16 protein-coding genes are annotated in these 22696 nt (G+C 63.5%); 9 read left to right on the forward strand and 7 right to left on the reverse strand.

Annotated elements, in window-relative coordinates; all coding sequences use genetic code 11:
- Positions 1-147 precede the first annotated feature (147 nt).
- Positions 148-666, forward strand: a complete 519-nt coding sequence (locus tag ISG32_RS20570) for a DUF2726 domain-containing protein (protein ID WP_194772906.1) — start codon at positions 148-150, stop codon at positions 664-666.
- Between the two features lie 239 nt (positions 667-905).
- Complete coding sequence (locus ISG32_RS20575; RefSeq protein WP_194772907.1) at positions 906-1181, forward strand: hypothetical protein; 276 nt, start codon at positions 906-908, stop codon at positions 1179-1181.
- 157 nt (positions 1182-1338) lie between these two features.
- Here ISG32_RS20575 and ISG32_RS20580 read toward each other — a convergent pair whose 3' ends face one another.
- Positions 1339-1533 carry a hypothetical protein gene (locus ISG32_RS20580; protein WP_194772908.1) on the reverse strand — a complete coding sequence of 65 codons (195 nt, stop codon included), beginning with the start codon at positions 1531-1533 and terminating at the stop codon, positions 1339-1341.
- Between the two features lie 72 nt (positions 1534-1605).
- Between ISG32_RS20580 and ISG32_RS20585 the strand changes: the two genes are divergently transcribed.
- The 4 genes from ISG32_RS20585 to ISG32_RS20600 all read left to right on the forward strand — a co-directional run bounded on the left by ISG32_RS20585 (position 1606) and on the right by ISG32_RS20600 (position 9083).
- Complete coding sequence (locus ISG32_RS20585) at positions 1606-2493, forward strand: LysR family transcriptional regulator (protein WP_194772909.1); 888 nt, start codon at positions 1606-1608, stop codon at positions 2491-2493.
- Positions 2494-2507: 14 nt separating this feature from the next.
- Positions 2508-2981 (forward strand): ribonuclease HI family protein, encoded by a 474-nt coding sequence (locus ISG32_RS20590; protein ID WP_323745969.1) that lies wholly within the window; start codon positions 2508-2510, stop codon positions 2979-2981.
- Positions 2982-3243: 262 nt separating this feature from the next.
- Complete coding sequence (locus tag ISG32_RS20595; RefSeq protein ID WP_194772910.1) at positions 3244-4323, forward strand: site-specific integrase; 1080 nt, start codon at positions 3244-3246, stop codon at positions 4321-4323.
- Positions 4324-4550: 227 nt separating this feature from the next.
- A complete protein-coding gene (locus ISG32_RS20600; RefSeq protein WP_194772911.1) occupies positions 4551-9083 on the forward strand; it encodes a M36 family metallopeptidase in 4533 nt (1510 codons plus the stop codon).
- 96 nt (positions 9084-9179) lie between these two features.
- Here the strand turns inward: ISG32_RS20600 and ISG32_RS20605 are convergent, their stop codons facing one another.
- Complete coding sequence (locus ISG32_RS20605; RefSeq protein ID WP_194772912.1) at positions 9180-9983, reverse strand: IclR family transcriptional regulator; 804 nt, start codon at positions 9981-9983, stop codon at positions 9180-9182.
- A gap of 132 nt (positions 9984-10115) precedes the next feature.
- Between ISG32_RS20605 and ISG32_RS20610 the strand changes: the two genes are divergently transcribed.
- From ISG32_RS20610 to ISG32_RS20620, 3 genes are all read left to right on the forward strand, one after another.
- On the forward strand, positions 10116-11810 hold the full coding sequence (locus ISG32_RS20610) for a bifunctional 3-(3-hydroxy-phenyl)propionate/3-hydroxycinnamic acid hydroxylase (protein ID WP_194772913.1): 1695 nt from the start codon (positions 10116-10118) through the stop codon (positions 11808-11810).
- Positions 11811-11850: 40 nt separating this feature from the next.
- Complete coding sequence (locus tag ISG32_RS20615; protein ID WP_194772914.1) at positions 11851-12843, forward strand: Bug family tripartite tricarboxylate transporter substrate binding protein; 993 nt, start codon at positions 11851-11853, stop codon at positions 12841-12843.
- Positions 12844-12950: 107 nt separating this feature from the next.
- Positions 12951-14021, forward strand: coding sequence for an MBL fold metallo-hydrolase (locus ISG32_RS20620; protein WP_194772915.1), 1071 nt, complete (start codon positions 12951-12953; stop codon positions 14019-14021).
- Between the two features lie 72 nt (positions 14022-14093).
- On the opposite strand, the gene ISG32_RS20625 is transcribed toward ISG32_RS20620, so the two are convergent.
- The 5 genes from ISG32_RS20625 to ISG32_RS20645 form a co-directional block, all read right to left on the reverse strand.
- Positions 14094-14603: a TssQ family T6SS-associated lipoprotein gene (locus ISG32_RS20625; RefSeq protein WP_194772916.1), complete on the reverse strand. Its 510-nt coding sequence runs from the start codon at positions 14601-14603 to the stop codon at positions 14094-14096.
- Between the two features lie 35 nt (positions 14604-14638).
- Positions 14639-16831 carry a serine/threonine-protein kinase gene (locus ISG32_RS20630; protein WP_194772917.1) on the reverse strand — a complete coding sequence of 731 codons (2193 nt, stop codon included), beginning with the start codon at positions 16829-16831 and terminating at the stop codon, positions 14639-14641.
- 51 nt (positions 16832-16882) lie between these two features.
- A complete protein-coding gene (tagF, locus tag ISG32_RS20635) occupies positions 16883-17659 on the reverse strand; it encodes a type VI secretion system-associated protein TagF (protein WP_194772918.1) in 777 nt (258 codons plus the stop codon).
- Between the two features lie 64 nt (positions 17660-17723).
- Positions 17724-21326 (reverse strand): type VI secretion system membrane subunit TssM, encoded by a 3603-nt coding sequence (gene tssM / locus ISG32_RS20640; protein WP_194772919.1) that lies wholly within the window; start codon positions 21324-21326, stop codon positions 17724-17726.
- Positions 21323-22696, reverse strand: a complete 1374-nt coding sequence (locus ISG32_RS20645; RefSeq protein ID WP_194772920.1) for a DotU family type VI secretion system protein — start codon at positions 22694-22696, stop codon at positions 21323-21325. Before ISG32_RS20645 ends, tssM begins: the two co-directional genes overlap by 4 nt.

Here is a 22696-nt window from a genome sequence, read left to right on the forward strand (position 1 = left end):
GCGGCTACCTTCCCCGCAAGCGGGGCCCCTTCCGCACGCGCGGCTGCACCACGCGAGGCAAGTTGGTCACACAGGTTTTGACGGACCAAAAAATCAGCGACGGATAGCCATTCGTTACGATTGCGACTTTCAACAGGAGGGAAAGACGTGAAGCTGCTATTTGCCGTACTGGCCGTATTGATAGTCGTAGTCGTATTGGCCGCGCTGCTTGCAAAGAAGAACGGCGATTCATCTGCCAAGACAGGAACCGGAGAACGACCCACGAAAAGGCCAGTACTCACCGAGCGCGAGCAAGCAATGCACAACCGGCTAACACAGAGCGTGCCCGACTTGATCGTGTTGGCGCAGGTGAGCTTCAGCGCCCTGCTAAACGCGAAAGCCACCGCGACGCGGAACACGTTTAACCGCAAGACCGCAGACTTTGTGATTTGTGACAGGGCCTTCCAAGTTCTCGCCGTCATCGAGCTAGACGACGCCTCGCACCGAAGCAAGAAAGCCAATGACGACGACCGCGATGCAATGCTGCGCAACGCTGGGTATCGAGTGATCCGATATGCCAACATACCGGATATCGAAAAAGTGCGGCAAGACTTCGCACCCGCACCTGTTGTCGCGATCACGGCAACATCATCAACAGCCGACCGGCTTGAACCAACGCTCGATTGAGTGGAGCCGCCCCCCTGCCCTTCGACGGCTAGAGCCGTCACGCAATCAGCCGCCGCAGTTTGTACGGCAGGGGGACGACATAACCATTGATCGGAATATTGAGACATGACGGCTCCAGGTGATGAGCCGAAATGTAGTCCTATGATTTCGTACTAGTCCTAATTCCTAGGACCGTTGAAGGTCATAGGACTTAGGACTACCATGCTTTCGTTTCAACCAAGCAACGAAAGGCGCGAAAAATGAAAGCTTTTGAATGGATAGATCGCGTGAAATCTGTACGCGGTATCGAGAGTGATTACGCCGCCGCGAAGCTGCTCGGCATCAGTAAACAAGCAATCAGCACCTATCGAGCACGTGGATCAACGCTCGACGAAAATGCTTCAATTACTGTAGCGTCAGTGCTAGGAATAAAGCCAGAAGGCGTGATATTGGATCAAGCTGCAGAGCGTGTGAAATCGCCTGAGGCACGCACTGCCCTGCTCGCTACTGCAGAGCGCCTCTGTATATTATGTTAAATTACATATTCAAATTGGCAAACACCCAAGCCATACATCCATCCCCTTTCGTCATCCCTCAAAGTTCGCTCGTCTTCAACAACAACCTACAGCAATCTGAAAATTCAGCCACCGCCGCAACGGGCCTCCAGTGACCTTTGCCCAGGTCCGAAGAGATTCACCCACCCGGTGGCACACGGAAATTTTCCATGATGCGTCGCTCGGCACGAGCCAGCCATTCCGCGGCACAGGCGGTCCAGCGATTCCATAGTGACGAGGTTTTGTCGCGCGTTGGAGGCTTGCTGGTTTTGCTTTTGCCATCGTCTGGTGTTGCGTCGCCGATGCAGTTGGGAGGTTTGCTGTCGTTTTCCATGGGCGTCAATGCTCGGCGTACAGGTACCATCTGTAAAGTTGAATTGACTAACGCATAACGTCAGAAAACCTGATGCGTAACCTGAACCTTGACCAACTGCAGACGCTGATCGCCATTGCGGATCTGGGGACGTTTGCGGCGGCCGCGCAGGCGTTGCATCTGGCGGCGCCTACCGTCAGTCTTCATATCAAAGAGCTGGAAACGCGTCTTGATGCAACGCTGCTCGTGCGGGGGCGGCGGCATGCCGAGCTCACTCCTGCCGGGCGGGCGCTCGTGGACGAAGGACGGAAGCTGCTGCTGGCGAGCGACGATCTGATCGAGTTGGTCAAGCGCCGCGCCACTGGGCGTGAAGGCGTGGTGCGCGTGGGCATGTCGGCGGGGGTCAGCACGCGTCTGTTGCCGTTGATGCTGGAGACCCTGATCGCCAGAAGTCCCGGTGTCGAGGTGCGACTTGAGGCGCTCGGAACGGGCGAGTCCATCAAGCGGCTGCAGGCGGGGACGTTGGAGATCGGGATCGTTGCGAGTCCGCAGGCGGCCTCTGCAGAGGTGAAGATGATTCCGTGGCGCAATGATCCTATGGTGGCCGTGCTGCCCTCCTCCTGGGATCCTCCCGAACACGTCACGGCCGAGTGGCTGGTGAGTCGGCGCTGGGCCTCGTTTGCGCCCGCAACGCAGATGCACGGGTTGATTTCCAGCTGGTTCGCGCAGGCCGGGCAACGCCCACGCCCGTTTCTCACGATGAGCTATCCAGGCGCGCTGATCAGCATGGCGGTGGCCAGCCAAAGTGCCGCGTTGCTGCCGCTGGAAATTGTCGATGAGCAGCAGTTGCCCGAGCATCTTGTGATCCGCCATCTGTCGCCGGCGCTCATGCGCCCGATGGCAATCGCCCACCGGGTGGCCGCACACCCCAATCCTGCGGTTGAAAGCGTGCTTTCAGTTATCGCAGAGTACGGAAACTGATAGGCAAACTGAACGTGGCATCCGCTATGCTGCGCTCCATGGACTCGCAGACGTGGACGGTTTTCATCGATGGCAGCGCCCTGCCCAATCCCGGCAAGCTGGGGATTGGCGGGGTGGCCTACGCTCCGGATGGCTGCGTGGACGCGTTCAGTCTTCCGTTGCAACGAACCGGCTGCAACAACGAGGCGGAGGCCCGTGCGGCGATCCATGCCTTCGAGTGGTTGGCGGCCAAGCAGGCGCGCCATCTATGGATTCACACCGACAACAGCATTCTGGCCGAGCAATTGAGCCTTGCTGCACCCAAGCGGATCGAGCGCCTTTCAGCCGTTTATGAGAAGGCGCGTGCGCTGGCGCTGTGCTTTGAGAGCGTCCGAGTGACCTGGATTCCCCGCCACAAGAACCCCGTGGCCGACGCTCTGGCGCGCGGGGATTGGGAAGGTGCGGGATTTGGTGACATCTCCGAGTGCGGCACTGTAACAACGCCCTAGTCTGCACCGCAGACGTCCATTTTCGGTTCTTCAGCCGCAGGACGATCGAGTGCCTGCGCGGCCAGAATCCGTTTTTTTCTTCACTTTGTCCTTGCCGCACCGGCAACAGAACACCCTTGAGGCCCGATAAGGGCCCGAGAACACTCCTCGTACGATTGATTGGCCTTTTCCCCCAGACACTTTTCAATTACCATCGATAAATGAAGATTATCGTTATTTTGTAGTATGCATTGTAATTAACAATACATACTACATATTGAATATGACAATACAGCCGATTTTTTCACTACAAACTGCTGGTTTGGGGCTTTCGCCGCTCCTGGACCCTCAAAAACTGTCCGAAATCGCATCCCAGGCCGTCGAAGAGTTGCTTCGCGAGGGAGAGTCGGCCAATACCCTGGCGAGTTACCGCAGTGCGCTGCGCTATTGGGCAGCTTGGTATCAATTGCGATTTGGTCAGGCGATTGCCCTGCCCCTGGCTCCGAGCGTGGTGATGCAGTTCATCGTTGACCATGCCCAGCGCACCACGACGGCTGGGCTGCAGCACGAATTGCCGGAGGTGATCGACGAGTTGCTGGTGAAGCTGAAATTCAAGGGCAAGGCCGGCCCGATGACGCTGAGCACGCTCACGCATCGGGTTTCCGTGTTGTCCAAGGCCCATCAGCTGCGCCAGTTGGAGAACCCCTGCCAGGACGCCAAGGTGCGGGAGTTGCTCTCGCGCACGCGGCGGGCGTATGGCAAGCGTGGTGATCTGCCTCAGAAAAAGGATGCGCTCACGCGGGAGCCGCTGATGGCGATGCTTGAGACCTGTGACACCAGCCTGCGCGGCAAGCGTGACCAAGCCCTGCTGCTCTTTGCGTTTGCCACAGGCGGACGCAGGCGCTCGGAGGTCACCAGCGCAGAAATGAAGCACCTGCGGCGCATGGGAAGTGACGCGTTCGTGTACATGCTCGCGTTTTCAAAGACCAACCAGACCGCAGCCGACCGACCAGAAAACCAGAAGCCCATCGAAGGCAAGGCGGCGCAGGCGCTGTCGGCGTGGCTGGCCGCGTCCGGTGTGGTGGACGGGCGCATCTTCCGGCAGGTGCGCAAGAGTGGCGCGCTCGGCGGGCCGCTCTCCCCCTCTGCCGTGCGAGACATCGTCAAATACCGGGCCGTGTTGGCCGGTCTGCCAGACAGCTACTCGGCCCACTCGCTGCGCAGCGGCTTCGTGACCGAGGCCGCCGCGCAGAATGTGCCGCTGGCGGACACCATGGCGATGACCGGCCACCGCAGCGTCGCAAGCGTGCTCGGCTATTTCCGGCCTTCGGGGATGAGCAAGGCAGCGAAGCTGCTCGATTGAGTGCGGCCGAGTGCACTGAATCCCGCACGTACCGGCTCGTGCACACAAGCAATTTCTATTTAGTGCACTCAAATACATCGTATTTGTGTTGTTTTGTGCACCCAAAACCTGCAGATTCACCTATTTAGGGGACATACAAACTATCGCTTACTTGATGTAATAGTTTTGACAAGGGTCGACGGGCCATGTGTCGATCCGCTTCATCATTCAACTCGTCAGGTCAAGCAATGCAAAAAACGTCCCTTGGCTGGATCCAGCACGCACTCCTCAGCATCGCCGTTCTGGCGCCGCACGGCATGCTTCAAGCCCGTGAACTGAGCAAGGTGGATGCGCTGGGAGATGCGCCACTCGCCGCCGTGCAGCTCAAATCGCTGCCGGCGGGTGTCGAGCGCCTCTCGCGCGAAGAACGGCTCGGCCTGCCGACCTTTGTGCAGATCAAGCCCATTGCGAAATCCGCAATGCTGTCCGGTGCCGGCAGGAGCACGCCGGAAACCGCAGCGCGCGCGGAGATCAAGCAGCTCGCGAGCCTCTACGGGCTCACCGATGCAGAAGTGGATGCCGCCCCGCTTCACCACGTGCAGACGCTGCCGAGCGGTGCTCTGCTCGTGCTCCTGAACAATCAGCGCGACGGCATCGAGGTGTTCCGCGAACGTGCCACCGTGCTGCTTGACGCCGACATGAAGGCGACGGCCATCGGCGGATATCTCGGCAGTACCCGGACCGTGCAGGCGAGCACCAAAGCGGCTTCGGCCAACCGCGTGGACGCCGCCGGCGCGGTGGCCCGGGCTCTGCAGGATTTCGGGTTCTCCGCACAGGTCGTCGGGCAGTTGCAGACCGTGGCTCCTGACGCGAACCAAAAGAAGGGGCCCTATCAGCAACTGTCGCTGCCTCCGGGCGTGAGCGGCAACGCCGGTGCGACGCTGTCGGTTCCGACGCGGGTAAAGCCCGTCTGGTTTCGCCTGCCCGATGGGCTGGTGAGCGCCTTCTATGTGGAAGTGCAAGGAGAGGAAGACGGTGCGCACTTCGCATACGCGTATGTGATCGCGGCCGACGATGCGCGCCTGCTGCTGCGCCACAGCCTCACGTCGCACGCAGCCGATTTCTCTTACCGCGTCTGGGCTGATCCGGCCACCGGAATGCCGTTCTCCGGACCGCAGGGCCAGAATGGAGTGCCTCATCCCACGGGGCTGCCCGACGGCTATGCCGCGCTGCTCGAGCCAGCCCAGCTGGTGACGATGAACAGCACGCTCGCCAGAGTCAATGCGCCGTGGCTCGCCGATGCCGCCACCACCACCTCGGGCAACAACGTGCAGGCATTCGCCAACCTCAATGGCCCAGGAGACAGCTTTCCAACGGCCGACCAGAACAACTGCGACTGGGTGGCCAACCGCGACATGATCGCGTGCACCACGGCCCCCTCCACATTCGATCATCGCTACGACCACAGCCGCACGACACGGGCAGATACGGCGCAGGTGTCCGCTTCGGTGGTCAACATGTTCTACACCACCAATTGGCTGCACGACTGGTTCTATGACTCGGGCTTCGACGAGGCGGCCGGCAACGCGCAGAAGGTCAACTACGGCACGGAAGGTCTGGATGGCGACGCACTCATCGCCCAGGCGCTGGACAACAGCGACTCAGACCCGTCAAACAACCTCAACGGTGCGAGCATGACCACGCCGGCGGATGGTTACTCCCCCATGATGCGCATGCATCGCTTCGTCAATGCGTCCGTTGTGCGGGCGCGGGTGGTCACTCAATCCGCTCCGTCACTCACGTCCGCTGTGAAAGGCGCTTTGTTCGGATCATCGTTGTACGAGATCACGGGGGAATTGGCCACGACGTCCGCTACGTCGAACGAAGCGTGCGCGACGCTGCCGGCTGGATCGCTCACCGGCAAGATTGCATTGGTAGACCGTGGGACCTGCAATTTCGCAACAAAAACGTTGAATGCCGAGAAGGCCGGAGCCATCGGCATCGTGATCGTGAACAACTCAACGTTCCCGGCAAACACGATGGAAGGCAACGGCATCGATCACCCTACGATTCCCGCCATCCACATGGCGCAGGTTGACGGAAACGCGCTGAAAGCCGCACTCGGCAACGGCCCGGTGGAACTGAGCATGTCTGGCGAACATTCCGAGCGCAGCAGCGCACTGGACAACAGCATCATCGCCCACGAGTGGGGTCACTACATCAGCAACCGCCTGATCGGTGATGGAAGCGGCCTCGGCACCAACCATGCCGGCGGGCTGGGTGAAGGCTGGGGAGATTTCCATTCGCTGCTGATGCTCGTAAAGGATGATGATCGCAATCGCCCGGGGAACAGCGCTTTTCAGGGTGCCTACAACATCGCGAGCTATGTCTTGGGCCGCGTGACCGCGCCAGCTCTGGATAGCAACAACACCGCATTGTTCGGCATTCGCCGCTATCCCTACTCGACGGACATGACCAAAAATCCGCTGTCGTTGCGCCATATCGTCCAAGGCACACCGCTGCCCACGAATATACCGATCAACAAAAAAAACAGTAACTTCAACCCCGATGTCCACAACGCCGGCGAAGTCTGGGCCACCATGCTGTGGGAGTGCTATGCGTCGCTTCTGAACGCACACCCGTTTGCCGAAGCGCAATCGCGCATGAAGAACTATCTTGTGGCTGGGTACAAGCTCACACCCGTCATCCCGACCTTGACGGAAGCCCGTGATGCGCTGCTCGCCCCCATGGCGAGCAATGATCCCGCCGACTATGCACGCTGCAGCGCAGCGTTTGCCAAGCGCGGAGCGGGCATGCTCGCCGTGATCCCGGACCGCTATTCGCAAACCAATGCCGGTGTGATCGAAAGCTACTCCACCAACGGTGACCTGGCGCTCGACAACATGCAACTGTCCATGAGCGGTGCGGCAGCCCAGCGGTGCGATGCCGACGACGTGCTGGACAGCGGCGAAACCGGCGTGCTGACCTTCACCGTGTACAACAATGGCTCTTCTGCCGTGGCCAGCGCACAGCTGGCGCTTTCAGCGGACCTTTCCAACCTGAGCTTTCCGGATGGCAACATCCTTGCCATTCCGTACATCGCGACTGGCAACTCGATCACGGTCAGTACACGCGTGCACGTGACGGGCCTGACCGCGCCGAGTGGCTCGCGCATCACCGCCCGCCTGACATTTCCCGGACAGCGAGGGGGGGCCAAGGAGCGCACGCTGTTTGTTCCGTTGCACCGTGATCGCCTGGCGGACAGCCTGCAATCCGACGACGCCGAAGCGCTGCCCAGCGCCATGGAGTTCGGCAGCAGCAGTTCGACCAATGTCAACGCTTGGGCTTCACGCGTCATTGATGAAGCGGGTCAGCCGGTCGATCGCCGCTACACCGCGGCGGGTCCGGACACTTTTGGCTCGCACTGGATGCGCACGCCCCCGCTTCAGGTGTCGACAAGCGAAAATTTCACCGTATCGTTCAAGCACCGGTACAGGTTCCAATTCTCCGGCAGCGGGGTCAACTACGACGGCGGGCAGCTGATGATCTCCACCGATGGGGGGACTTCCTGGGTGAGCGTCGCCGACAGTGCTTACAACGGCACGGTCTATGACTATCCTGGAAGCCGCAATCCCGCCAAAAACCAGCGGGCATTCGTGATGTACAGCGCCAACTGGCCGGCCATGCAGTCCGTGACCGTCGACCTCGGCTCCGCCTTCAGCGGGCAGGCCGTGCGATTCGCCTGGGTGATCCAGACCGATCAGTTTGGTGAATCAAGGGGCTGGGAGGTGGACGATATCGTCTTCACGGGCATCACCAACACGCCGTTCCCCAAGGTCATCACCGACGCGCAGACCTGCGTTGGCACCCCTGCCCTGAACGCCATCAGCGGCGACGCGCAAAACGCGCAAGTCAACACGGCCTTCACTCTGCCTTTGCGCGTGCGCTTGTTGTATCCGAGCGGTACACCCGTCGCCAACGCCGCCGTCAGCTTTGCCGCGCCCACCACCGGAGCCTCCGCAGCGCTGTCCTCCAATTCCGCGCAGACTGACGGTGACGGCTATGCCCAAGTGACCGCGACCGCCAACAGCATCGAAGGCAGCTACACCGTGACCGCCTCGGCCAACGGCGTCAGCGGCCAGTTCACGCTGACCAACACGGCCGCGCCGGTGCATCCGGGCGGCGGTACAGGTGGCACTCCGCTGTCCATCAGCGGCCCGTCGCCCAACGGTCAGGGCACCGTCACGATCACCGTGAATGGATCCACCACCGCATTGCCCGCCACGGCGGAGTTCGCCAACGACCAGTTCGGAAACGAGTCCACCGTGGCCGTTCCTGCCCTCCCCGGCTACGGCTTCCCGTTTGGACTTGCGGGCTTCAAGCTTCAGAACGTGGGCGCGAACAATACCGTCACGCTGCGCATCAAGTACCCTGCAGACATTCCGGCAGGCGCAGAGTACTGGAAATACGGCAAGACCACCCCGACCGGCCGGCCGCAGTGGTTCAAGATCCCCATGACTCAGGTCGCCAGCGACACAGTGGACATCACGCTCACCGATGGAGCACAAGGCGACTCGGACGCCACGGCCGACGGCACGATCACCGACCCGGGCGGCCTGGCCGTTGCGGCTGCCGTGCCACCGGTGACCGGCGGCACTGCGATCACACCCGTGCCTTCGCTCTCGCAATGGGCGCTGGTGATGCTGTCGATGGGGCTGGCGTGGATGGCGTGGATGGGCTTTGCGTCCAGAAACGGACGAAAGGAACGCTCCGCCCGCTGAGCATTGCCCGAGCGCTGGCGCACAGGCAGCGTCCGCGCTCGGATGGTCAATACATCAAGGAATACGCCAAGGAGTACGTCAAGGCCGCGCCGCAGCTCAGCGCTGCGGCGCGTTGGCCTGGCTCCAGTTGCTCTTGCGCAGGCGGGCCTCGATGTTCGCGGCCTCGCGGCGCAGTTCGGCGGCGATCTTCTGGATGCGCGCGTTGGGCATGCGCTGAGTGAGCGCGGCCACGCTGATGGCGCCGATGGGCGTGCCCACGGAGTTGCGGAACGGGATGCCAACGGCCGTCACCCCCATGCTCACCTTGTTCTGCACCAGTGACATGCCTTCGGCGACGGTGTGTTCGCAGGCGTCCTTCAGCAGCGCGGCGCTCATGTTGCCGAAGTCGGGCAGATAAGGCTCCACCCGTTCGATGATGTCACTGCGTTCGTCGGGATCGATGGCCGCGAGTATCGCGAGCCCGCCCGCGCCGACGCCGAGCGGCCTGCGGCTGCCCACCTCCAGCACCAGAGCGCGGATCGGAAAAGGGCCTTCGCAGCGGTGCATGCAGACCGCCTCGAAGCCGCTGCGCAAGACCAGGTAGACAGTGTCCTCGGTGGTCTGCGCGAGGTCGCGCATCGAGGGCTCGCACAGGTCGCGTATGTCGTGCAGGCTCGATCCGGCAAGGCCCAGCTCGAACACCAGCGGTCCGAGCTTGTAGCGGTGGGTCTCGAAATGCTGGATCGCGAGTCCTTCGGCGATGAGCTGCTTGAGGATGCGATGCGCCGTGGGATGCGGAATGCCGGCCTTCTCGGCCACTTCGGTCAACGCCTGACCGCGATTGCCGGCGGTCGCCAGGATCTTGAGCAGCGCGACGCCGCGCTTGAGGGAGCCGGCATCGGTGGCGATTTTCGAGTTCATTTAATGGACAGGTGTCTTTTGTCGGTGATGGCATTGGAAAACAATCGATCCATGCACTCACAGCCATGTCCGATAAACGGACATTGTATGTAGAACCCCAGCAGCACCGAAGCGAGATCCGAGAGAGACAACATGAGCGACCCATGCGCCACTCCACCCATCGCCCATCCGATGGACTACGACATCATCATCTCCGGCTACGGTCCGGCGGGCGCGACCATCGCCAACCTCATGGGCCAGCGCGGCTACCGCGTCGCGGTGATCGACCAGTTCGAGACCATCTTTGACAAGCCGCGCGCGATCACCGCCGACCAGGAGGTCATGCGCGTGTTCCAGGAAATCGGTCTCGCCGACGAGATCAACGCGAGCAGCACGCCGCATCCGGGCACCGACTTCGTCGGCATGGACGGGCAGGTGATCAAGCGCTTCTACCCCGCTCCGCCGCCCAACCAGCTGGCGTGGGAGCCGACGTGGATGTTCGTGCAGCCCGAGCTCGAGGCCACGCTGCGCAAGGGCGTGGCGCGCTTTGCCAACGTGACCGAACTGCTCGGCCACCAGCTCGTGCGCCACGAGAGTCGCGCCGATGGCGTGACGGTCGAGCTGCTGCGCCTGTCTGACCGCACGCCCGTTCGCCTGACCGGCCGCTATCTTCTGTCATGCGAGGGCGCGAACAGCCCGATCCGCCTGCGCGAGAACGCCAGCGTCGAAGATCTCGCGTTCGACGAATGGTGGATCGTCGTCGACATGTGGATCCGCGGCCCCGTGGAGCTGCCCGAGCGCTGCGTGCAGTACTGCCGTCCATCGCGCCCCGGCACCTACATCGTCGGCCCCGACAACCTGCGCCGCTGGGAAATGAAGATGCTGCCCGGCGAAGACCCTCAGGAATTCATGAAGGACCCGGCGCTGGTGATGAAGGCCCTGTCCTCGTTCGTGGACACCACGCATCTGGAGCTGTGCCGCATCGCCGTCTACCGCTTTCATGCGGTGGTGGTGGACGACTGGCGGTTCGACCGCGTGTTCCTGCTCGGAGACAGCGCGCACCAGATGCCGCCGTTCCTCGGTCAGGGCCTGTGTGCGGCGGTGCGCGACGCCGTCAACCTCGCGTGGAAAATCGACGGCGTGGAGCGTCTGGGCTACAGCCAGCGCATCCTTGACACCTACGGCCACGAGCGCAAGAAGCATGTACGCACCGTCGTGGGCCATGCCAAATCATTCGGGCTCATCATCGGAGAACTCGACGAGGCCAAGGCCCGCAGGCGCGACGAGGAACTGGGAGAACTGCTGCGCGCGGGCAAATCGGAGACCGTGCGCCAGAAGTTCATTCCGGGACTCGAGACCGGCGCGCTTGCACGCAACGCGGACGGCTCCCTGCTGACGGGGGCGGGCGATCTTTTCGTGCAGCCGTGGGTGCGCCACGCAGACGGCTTCACGCGCATGGATGACGTGATGCCGTGCGGCTTCTGGATCGCCACCACGCCCGACACGCCCACGCACGAATGGAGCCAGCTGCCGGCCTGGCGCCGGATGAACGGCCGCACGGTGGTCATTCACGACCACGCTTTCACGGCGCCGAGCAATGGCGACCCGCAGGTGCTGCATGTGCAGGAACAGGACGCGCTGTTCACCCACTGGCTTGCGCAATACCACGGCGTGGCTGTACTGGTGCGCCCTGACCACTACATCTACGGCGTCGCCCACTCGGTGCAGGAACTCAAGTCGCTGATCGCCGGTGCCGCAAAGGACCTGTTCGATCGTCCGGACGCGGCGGCCGATCTGAGCCACGGCGTCATGGATGCACGCGCCGCGCTCGCGCAAGTGTCGGCCTGAAGGCCCACGTTTTTTCAATCATCACAACAAGGAGGCAAACATGTCCAAACCATCCATTCTTCACGCGCTCCAGCGCCGTGCCCTGATCTGCGGGATCGCGCTGGCCGCCGCCCTGCCCTCGTTGGCGGACCCGCCCGAGGCCTTTCCCAACAAGCCCATCAAATGGACGGTGGGCTTTCCCGCAGGCGGCGGCACCGATGTGCTGGCGCGCACCGTGGGCGTGGAGCTCGCCAAGCATCTCAAACAGCAGGTCATCATCGACAACCGCGCGGGTGCGGCCGGCATGATCGCCGCCGAGGCCATCTCGCATGCGGCGCCGGACGGCTACAACCTGCTGACCGCCGATGTCGCCATCCTCGCGTTCAATCCGGCGATCTATTCCAACATCCGCTACGACGCGCAAAAGAGCTTCACCTCCGTCGGACTCATGGGCCGCTTTCCCATCCTGATCGCGGCCTCCACGCAGAGCGGCATCAAGAACATGAACGAGCTCATGGACCAGATCCGCAAGGGCGGCGTCGGCTACGGCACGGCGGGCGTGGGAACGCCCCACCACCTCGCGATGGAAATGCTGCTCGGCAACACCCAGACGCAGGCCGACCATGTGCCCTACAAAGGCGATGCGCCCGCGCTGCAGGATCTGGCGGGCGGCCAGATCAAGGTGGCGGCGCTCGCGCCATCGCTCTCGCTGCCGTTCGTGAAGGAAGGCAAGCTCGTGCCGCTGGCCGTCACCGGCGACAAGCGCCTGCCGCAACTGCCGAACGTGCCGACGCTCAAGGAGCTCAACCTGTCGACGCAGGCCGTGTACGCCTGGCAGGGACTCGTGCTTCCCAAGGACACGGCTCCAGAGCGTGTGCAGCTGATCTCCACGGCGCTGAAGACCTCGCTGGCCAACCCGGATGTCGTGCGCAAGCTCGAGGAGCTCGGCATGGAGGCGATTCCCAGCACGCCCGAGGCCATGACCGCGTACGTGCGCGAGGAGCAGAGTCGCTGGGGGCCGATGATCAAGGCGCGCGGAATCACCAACAAGTGAACCGCAGACAACAGTTTCAATTGCAAACTTATTTCAGTCTCAATTGACATGGTGAATATTGAAGACCATAGCTATCATCAGGCGGTCTTCAATAAACTGGTCAAGCCATGGCATTGCAATTCTGGCGAGCGCGGGGAGTGCGCGCTCTGGGTGTTTTGAGCGTTCCCCTGCTGCTGGCCGGTTGCGCCAACTGGCCTCTGTTGACGGGCGAAACCGAAGATCAGGCCACCCCGTCCGCCGAGGCCGCCGAGGCTGCGGAACACGCCGCCTCGGCCTACAACCGCAATGACCAGTCGCCCGGCTTCTTCCGCATGAAGATGGGCAAGTACCTCGTCACCGTGCTGTATGACGGCAGTTTCGAGATCAACAGCAAGCTGATGAAGGGCCGCACGCAGGCCAACATCATCAATCTGCTCAAGCTCTCCAAGCAGCCGCGCGACGTGCGCACATCGGTCAACGCGTTTCTGCTGGATGACGGCGAGAACGTGATTCTCATCGACACCGGCGCTGCAGAGGCGCTCGGCGCCAGCATGGGCAAGCTGGCGACCAGCCTGCAGATGTCGGGCTACAAGGCGGAGAACGTGCGCTATGTGTTTCTCACCCACCTGCACCCCGACCATGACGGCGGCCTGAGCACCGACGGCAAGATGGTGTTCCCCAACGCCATGGTCTATGTTCCCGAGCAGGAAGCCGCCTATTGGCTGGGCAGCGAGCGCGGCAAGGACAACAAGCCGGTCTACCAGGGCGTGCAATCATCGCTTGCGGCCTACAAGGATGTGGGCCGTCTCCAGCAGTTTGAGGCAGGCACCTCGCCGATTCCAGGCATCCAGTCCGTCCTCATGCCCGGCCACACACCGGGACACACCGGCTACCGCATTCGTTCGGGCAGAGAGAGCATGCTGATCTGGGGCGATGTGGTGCACAACGTGGCGACGCAGTTCGCCGATCCCGCGATCACCGTCGAGTTCGATCTGGACCAAGCCAAGGCACGCATGACCCGCGCGAAGGTGCTCAGGGAAGCCGCGCAATCCGGTGAGTGGATCGCCGGATCGCACCTGCCCTTCCCCGCCATCGGCCGGGTGCAGGCGGCGGGGAAGACCAGCTACCGCTGGCTGCCCATCGACTACTCGCAGGCCATGATGGAGGCCGACAACCGCCAGCCGACGGGCGGCAAGTGAACGTTTGCGGGCAACGCGTTCCGCATCAATGACAAGGGGGCCACGAGGCCCCCTGTCTGTTGGTGCAGAAGCTTACTTTCCAGCGGACTTGGCCACGTCGGCCTTGGCCTGCTTGAAGACCGGGCCCCAGCCCGGATGGCCGCTCTCGGCCTCGCTCAACTCAAAGTCGGGCTTCTGCTTGAGCAGCTGCACGAAGGTGCTTCGGCACTGGCCGGGGTTGTTGTTCAGGCAGAAGCTGAAGGCCAGGTACTTGAGCGACTTGGTCTGCAGCTCGGGCCACGCGCGGCTGAAAATGGGATCGCGGAAGATGCGGATGGCATTGGGATAGTTGCCATCGTTGTACTGATTGAGGCCTTCGGCGAAGCGGCGCTCCACGCCCGTCAGCGCCTCGGTGTTGTTGGTGGCGGTGGGCTCGGCTTCCACACGCTCCGCACGCGATGCAGGCGGTGCGACCGGCTCGGGCTCCGGCGCCTGAACCGGCGGAGGTGGTGGTGGCTCGGCTTTTTTCGGGGCGCTTTCGCAACCTGTTATGGCCAATGCGGCGGCCATCAACGGCGCGAGAAAATAGATTCGTTTCGACATCTTGTTCGTTCCTTCTTCCAACACGTCCAACACTTTCAACCGCCGAAGCGGTAGCTCAGCGAACTGTCCTTCTTGTCTTCGATTTTCAGCCGTGTGCTGAAGTTCGGGAAGCCCGCGTTTTCGATCACGATGCTGTGCTCGCCCTCGGGCAACCACATTCTCACCATCGGTGGCGAAACGCCCTTCTCCACGCCGTCAACGATCACCTTGCCCCATGGCTTGATCGAAAACCGCACAAAAGCGCCCGGCTTGTTCGACGGCGCGACCACCGTCGGCTTGTTGCTCGGTTGTTCGAGGGGAGGAATCGTATTGCCAGCAGTTCCGATGGTTCCAGTGGTGCCATCGCCTGGCTGCGTCGTTCCGTTGCCGCGTCCCGGCAGGGATGCAGGCGGCGCTGGCGGAGGCGGAAGCACGGGTGGTGGCTGAATGGGCGGCGGTGGAACCGGCGCCACAACGACCGGCGGCGGTGCGGGCACCGGAGCCGGATCGTTGATGACAGGCGCTGGCGGTGCAGGCGCGGGCTCCGGTGCTGCCTGCGCGGGTGGCGCGGGTGGCGGCATCGGGTCGCTCGGCGGCGGTGGTGCGGGTGGAATCTCGATGTTCCGCTCGCCCTGCGCCACCGACGGAATGGCCGTGGATTGACCGTTGTCGCCAAGAAAATACGCGGCTGCCACCAGAGACGCAAGCGCTGCCACGCCTCCGGCCGCGTACAGGCCCCATGGGCGCTTCTTGCTGCCGGACCTTCTTTCAGCGGCGCGGACTCCCTGCGATGCGGGTGTGGGCGCGGGCGCTTTGACTGGGGGCGGCGCAGGTGGTCGCGGAGCGGGCTGCGGAGCAATCGGTGGGGGCTCCGGCACCTCGGGAGCCACGGCCGTTGGCTCGAACGGCTCGACGATCGGTTCGGGCACGGGCACGGGCACGGGCACTGCGGCAGCCTGCTCAGCCGCCGAAGGCAGACGCTGCGAATGGCGTTGCGAATGACGCTGTGAGTGCTCGAACGGAGGCGTTTCGGCCACCTGCTCCTGCGTTTTCCATTCGTCATGCGCCGGTTGCAGCAGTTCGTTGACTTTGGGCGCCATCACCGTGGCCGGGTAGTCCTGCACGGGCTCGGGTGGTGGCGGCTGCTGCTGCACCGGTACATTCAACAAAGCTTCGGCTTGATCTTGAACCTGCGCCTGCGCCTGCGCCTGCGCATTTTCCTCGGCCTGCGCCTCGAGCATCGCCTGCTGGCGCGCGGCGACGGCCGATGCGGTGACCGCCGCCCCGCTCAAGGTCGGGAACACCTGGAAGTGCGAAACCGGGCCGTCCTGCGTGAGCAGCTCGTTTGCAAAATCATCGACCGACTGCGGCCGGTCCGCCGGGAACAGCGCGAGCGCATGATCGACCGCCTGCGCGAACTGTGGCGACAGCGCCAGATTCGTCTGTGCGGAGAGCTTCTTGAGCGGGTCCTTGACCAGCCGCGCCACCGAAGCGGTCGGAGCCTTGCCCGTGACCGCGAAATACAGCACCGCGCCCGCGCCGTAGATGTCGGTCCACGGGCCTTGGCGCATGGACTCATCATCGGCGTATTGCTCTATGGGCGCGAACCCCGGCTTGAGAATCACCGTGAGGGCCTGCGTCATGTCGCCGATGACCTGCCGCGCCGCGCCGAAGTCCAGCAGCATGGGCGCGCCGGAATCGAGAATCATGATGTTGTCGGGCGAGAGGTCGCGGTGGTAGCAGTTGCGCGAATGCAGGACGCGCAGCGCGTCGAGCACCGGAGACATCACCTGCTTGAGCCAGACCTCGTCGCTGCCACGCGCCGGATCGTTCTGCAGGATCTGGCGCATGGTCTTGCCTTGGCAGTACTGCATGACCATGTAGGCCGTGCCGTTCTGCTCCCAGAAGCGGTGGATGCGGATCAGCGAGTGGTGCTCGAACTGCGCGAGGATGCGCGCCTCTTTCAAGAAGCTCTGCAGGCCGGTCCTGAAGGTGCTTTCGTACTTCTCGAAGCGCGGCTGCACCGTGCCGTCGGCGGCGCGGTACGCGATGGCCCCGGGCAGGTATTCCTTGATCGCGACGGTGCGCTCGAGCTGGTGGTCGTGCGCCAGATAGACGATGGAAAAACCGCCTTCGCCAATGACGGAAATGATCTCGAACTCGCCCAGCCGCGTGTGCAGCGGCAGGGCCATAGGAGCGCCTGCGCCTGGGATCGCGCCCGAATGGTTGTCAGCTGATTCTTGCACCATAGACTTGTTCTCTTTGTTGGGGACGCCGTGTCATCGGTCGCTCCTTGTACCTCAACGCCCTGCCCGGCCAAAAAGCCAGGTCAAGAGCTGCCCGTCAAGCGGGGATTCATAGGCCAGCGCCTTGAGCGGCGCACCGCCCGCCGGGTGTGTCCACCAGAAACTCGGGCTGTTGGCCGAGTGCAGGCTGGGCATGATGTCGGGCCACGGGTAGGCGGACTCGCGCGTGGCCGGACGGGTGCTCATGTCCGCCTCGTTCGCGTCGTGCAGGTCATGCATTCCGTTGCCCAGCACGTCCAGTATGTCGGAGCCGCTGCTGGCGATCGGGCTGGAGCGCATGTGCACATGCGGTGCCCAGCTCTGTCGCCATTGCGCGAGCACGTTGGCCCAGATCGAATCGAGCACCGTGCGCGGCAAGGCGCGGCGGATGGCGGTGTGCAACTGGTGGCCGGTCATGTGCAGCAGCATCGGCAACTCCATCACCAGCTCGCTCGAGTGCAGCAGCATCTCGCGCTGGAACACGTAGCCCACCATGAACGGGTACTGCCGCCCCACCCGGTCCACGCTCGGCGCGAGGCTCCCCGCCACCACATAGGGCATGCTGAGCGCATCGAACGGCACGAGGAAATTCCACACGTGGGCACCGGCCATGAAGTCGCGCCAGGCGTCGCCGAACTGCGAGCGGCCCTGCATCATGCCCGCCTGCAGCCAATCCTCGAAGCGCGCGCGCACGGCGCTTCGGGGATTGCTCCAAAGAAAGTCCCCGTGGCTTGGCAGCTTGCCGCCCCAGATGACTTCCACTGCAGGTAGATCGTTGATGCTGTTCATCATGCTTGTGTGGTGCTCGATGTCCGGTCTTTCATCTCGGTGATTCCGTTCGGGTTTGCCGCAAGGGCTAGCCCGGACAGCTGAAGGTCTGCAACTGGTTCAGGCGGAACGGGTTCTGCACGCTGCCCGCCGTCACCTCGAAGACCACCTTCTTGTCGCCCACCATCGCGGTCGCGGTGAACGACTCGGGGCGCGAGCCCGCCGCCAGCGTGAGCTTGTCGAAGAAACGATGCAGCGCCCAGGCGCCGTCGGCCGTCATGGCGCTCTGGCCGCCGTTCTTGTCGGTGATCTGCAGCGACACCTGCTGGCGTCCGCGCGAGCCCGGCCACATGACCGGCTGGCTCATCTGCGGCCCATGGGCGTAACGGATCACCGTGCCGTCGATGTCGAGCGCCATGTTCGAGATACTCGGATCCATCTCCACCACCTTCATCTCGATGCGCAGCTTGGGCATGGAGTCGCCCGAGAAGAACACGCTCTTGATGACGCTGGCCTTCTGGAACGATCCGAGGTTTGCGCCACCGCCCGTGGTGCTGCCGTCGATGTTCTTCTTGTAGGTCCAGGTCGTGGTGTCCACGTTCTGCGCGAGGTTGCGGTTGAAGAAGTCCTCCATCAGCCCTGCCGGACCGAAGAGCCGCGCGAAGTCCTGCGGCGTCACGTCGTTGGTCGCGCCGCGGTTGAGCGGATAGCGCCCCGCGACGGCCTTGCGGCAGAAGTCGCCGACGTTGGCGCGCAGTTCGGAATCGATCTTGGCGTTGGCCGTGGCCTGGATGGAACGGGTGGTGGTGTTGACGATGCCGCCCAGCATCTGGCCGAGCGGCGCAGGCAGGCGCGAGGCCTCGGTCTTCAGGCGCAGCGCCATGTCGTTGGGCGGCGGCGTGCCGCCCGAGCGATGCGCGGCATCGGCGGCGATCAGCGTGCCGTAATATTCGTCGAGCGTTTTGATCAGCGTATCGATGGGCATGTTGCCCTGCGTTTGCTGGCCCGGCGCGCCGACCAGACGACGCAGCGGCTCGAAGTAGTCATCGACGATGCGCTCGTCGCGGTTCTCGCGCGTGGTGTGCGCCCCCGGCACCGGGCCGACCACGCGCTCGAAATCATCACGCGTGTTCTTGAGCTTCTGCGCCATTTTGTCGACCACCGTCTGCTGGCCCTTGTCGGGCTCGCGCAGCAAGGTGGTCTCGCGCACCACCGCACGCAAAAAAAGGGGGAGCGGCGAATCCTGCGACGACAGAACGCTCATGCGCTGGATCGAGGTCGCGAGCGAATCGCTGGGGATCAGCTGCACGTCCTGCATCAGCTGCGACCAGGTCTGCTGGTACTCGCGCAGAAACAAAAGACGCACCTCGCGCACCAGCTTGCCCTGCAGCGCTTCGGTGGCCTGCGTCTTCAAGGTCGCCGCAGGCAGGCCCAGCACCCAGCCCTCGTCGTCGCTGACCTCGGTCACCACGCTGCCCACCGACTTGTCGAAAAGATCCCAGTAACCCTGATAGGTGAACAGTCCCGGCACGCCGCGATTGAGCGGCAGACCGCTCTTGCGCATGAACACGTTGGCCGCCTGCGGGCCCGCGACGTCCATGATGTTGAACTCGCGCATGTCCCTGAGCATCAGTCGGCTGCGGAGCCGAAAGTACACGCGCTGCGCGGTGGACAGCGTCGAGAGCTTGAGACGCACGCCGCTCACCAGCGGTTCATTGATCGGGAACGGCGAGCTCACCACCCGGTCATCGGCAAAGAGCGCGCTCACATGTTTTTCGATGCTCGCGGCGGTGGCCGGATCGGCGTCGGGAAGCACAAAGGTCTTGATGTCGGTGATCACCCAGTCGCGCACGCCCTTGGGCGAATAGCGCTCGGCCTGCTGCAGCATCAGATAGGCCTTGAGCGCCTCGTACAGATACTCGAGGTTGTTGACCGGAGGGTTGTGCAGCAGCGTCTCGAGGCGCTTGGAGACAAAGGGCAGCAGCCCGTTCTCGAGCATGCGCTGGTAAGCGGCATCGGACGCGGCCGTCACCTTCTCGCCCTGGTACAGCCCCCAGCGGTAGCTCATCGGCGGATCGTTGCTCGGGAACGCGTCGGTGTCGGCAATGCCCTTGACCTGACCGAGCAGCCCGAGCAGCGCGCCCAGATTGGCGGTGTTGCTGTCGTAGTGCGCGATCGACTTGGAGACCTTCTGCGCGTTTTCATCGGTCTGCGCGAGGTATTTGTTGTTGTTGCCATAGCTGACCACCCAGGCGCCGATGGCGCCCACCAGCAGCAATGCCGACAGCACGTAGCCCGCATAGGTGAGCGCGCGGGTGCGGCGCTCCCACTTCACGTTGCGGCCCGCGAGGTGCGATTCCGCGAAGATCACCTTGACCAGCAGATCGTGCAGGAAGTAGCTCTTGCCGCTGTCCGTGTTCTGCGCGGTTGGCACCTTGCCGGCGGTCGAGAACTGGCGGCGCAGGCTGCCGAGCACGCGGTCGAACACCGTGCCCTCCTGCGTTCCGCTGCTGAAATACACGCCGCGCAGCAGCGGCTGCTGGGTCAGGCGCGATTCGGCGAAGACGAAATCCACCGCCCGCGACAGGCGGCCCTGCAGGCCCGCGAACTGCTGCGGGAAGGCGTAGATGTAGTTGCGGCGACGCAGGTCCTGCTCGTGCGCGAGGTGCGAGTCCTGCACGCTGAAGAGCGAAGACTGCAGCGCCGCCCACTCCTGCTCGAACGCGGCCTTGGTCGGCCGGTTGGTCTTGGCCTTGTCCGAATACGGAAAGGTGAAGCCCCAGACCTGGTTGCGCTGCTCCTTGCTGTAGCCGCCGAAAAATTCGTTGAAGCCCGCCAGCAAATCGACCTTGGTCACCCACAGGTAGACCGGCAGCTCGATGGCGAAGGCGCTCTGCAGCTCGTTCAAGCGCTCGCGCAGCGCGGTGAGATGGGCCACCAGCTCTTCATCGGTGAAGGTCAGCAGATCGGAGACGCTCAGCGTCAGCACCACGCCGTTGACCGGCTGACGCGGACGGTATTTCTTGAGCAGGCCGAGAAAGCCCTGCCACTCGGACTTGTCGACGTCCTCGTTGCTGTCATGCGTGGTGTAGCGGCCCGCGGTGTCGATCACCACGGCCTGATCGGTGAACCACCAGTCGCAGTTGCGCGTGCCGCCGATGCCCTGCAGCGCGGCCTTGCCGTATTGCCCGGCGAGCGGGAAGTCGAGCCCCGAGTTGACGAGCGCCGTCGTCTTGCCCGAGCCCGGAGCGCCGACGATGATGTACCAGGGCAGCTCGTAGATGAACTTGCGGCCCCAGACGCCGTTGCGCGACTTGCCCTCAACGCGCATGTCCTTGAGGGTCTTGGCGGCGCCTGCAAAGCGGCTCTGCAGCTCCAGCACTTCGTCGCTCACGTCCGAGTTCTTGCGCTGCGACTCGACCGCGTCCTTGATGCGGCCGATGCCGCTGAACAGCAGATTGTTGACCCGGCGCCGACGCCAGAACGAAATCAGCAGCCAGAGGAAATACAGCCCGAACAGGCAGCCGATGATCCACCAGCGCACCTTGGTCGACTCCAGCGGGCGATGATCCGCAAACGCGAACAGCGGCCCCGCGAACCAGACGAACAGCGACAGCGCCACCACGCCGACGAAAACCCAGAAAGCGCGGCTCACGAAGAAGCCGAAAATGCGTCGCAGCCAATACATCATCGTGCACCTCCCGAGGCGGAAGGCGCGGTTTGCGTTGAGGGGTGAACGGGCGCGGCCGGGGTTGCGGGCGCGACGCTCGCTGCGGCGGCCGGTGCCGTCGGCACGGCGAACAGCACGACTTCCACCCGGCGGTTGCGCGAGCGGCCTTCGGGCGTGCGGTTGTCCGCCACGGGCTGGGCGTCACCCAGACCCTGCGAGCGCAGGCGCTCGGGCGCCACGCCGCGGCTCTTGAGAATCGCCGAGACCTGCTCGGCGCGTTCGCGCGAGAGCTCAAAGTTCGACGGATAGCGCGCCGTGCGGATCGGCTGGTTGTCGGTGTAGCCGCTGACCATCACATGGCCGGGCCGCGTGGCCAGCGCATCGGCCACGCGCGTGAGCACCGGCAGATACGCGGGCAGCACGCTCGTGGATCCCGAGGCGAACAGGCCATCGCCACGCAGGATGATGGTGCTGCGGTCGGCCTCGTCCTTCACGGTCACCAGGCCTTCGCGGATTTCGGGCTCGAGGAATTTGCTGAAACGCTGCTCCGGCGCGGCCTTGGGCACGGCTGCGACGACGCGGTTCAGGTGCAGTCCGCTGATGCTGGCATAGACCGCGTCCGAGCGACCGGCCAGCGAGAACGCGAACCAGAGATAGACGCCCAGACCGATCAGCGCGGCAAGGCAGGCCACCACCCAAGCAGGCAGCAGTCGCCAGCCTTGTGGACCGCCGCCGCTGGCGCCCTTCCAGCGCGGAGACAGCGTGTCGTCGCTGCCCACGCCCTGGTCGCGCAGAATCGTCCAGAGGCGCTGACGCAGCGTCTCCAACTGCGCACGGCCGTTGTCGACCACGCGAAAGCGCCCTTCGAGTCCGAGCGAGATGCAGTAGTACATGAGCTCGAGCAGATCGCGGTACTGCTGCGGATTCTGGGCGAGCTTGGAGAGCAGCTGGAAGAACTTTTCGCCGCCCCAGGTTTCGTTGTGGAACGTGACCAGCAGGCTGTGGCGCGACCACACGCCCGAGCCGCCCCAGGGTGTCTGCGCGGCGGATTCGTCCAGCAGCGTGCACAGGCAGTAGCGCGCGCCGATGATGGTCTCGGGCGGCACGCCAAGCTCGCGGGCGCGACGCTCGAACTCCTGCACCTTCTCGATCAGAAACTCACGGAAGCGCGCCGGGTCGCCCATCTGCGCGGTGCTGCGGATCTGCGGCACCAGATTGAGCACCGGATTGGCCGCCGTGACGATCGGATTCGAGCCACTGACGACATCGGGCAGATCCAGCACCGTGGGCGCATTGCCTGCGAGCATCGACTCCTGCGCGGCCTGCCCATGGGCCGGGACGGGCCGGTCATCGAACAGACTGGTGGCAGAAAAAGTAGTTGGACTGGACAC

It is taken from the genome of Diaphorobacter caeni, from assembly GCF_015354245.1.
GTDB classification, from domain to species: Bacteria; Pseudomonadota; Gammaproteobacteria; order Burkholderiales; family Burkholderiaceae_C; genus Diaphorobacter_A; species Diaphorobacter_A caeni.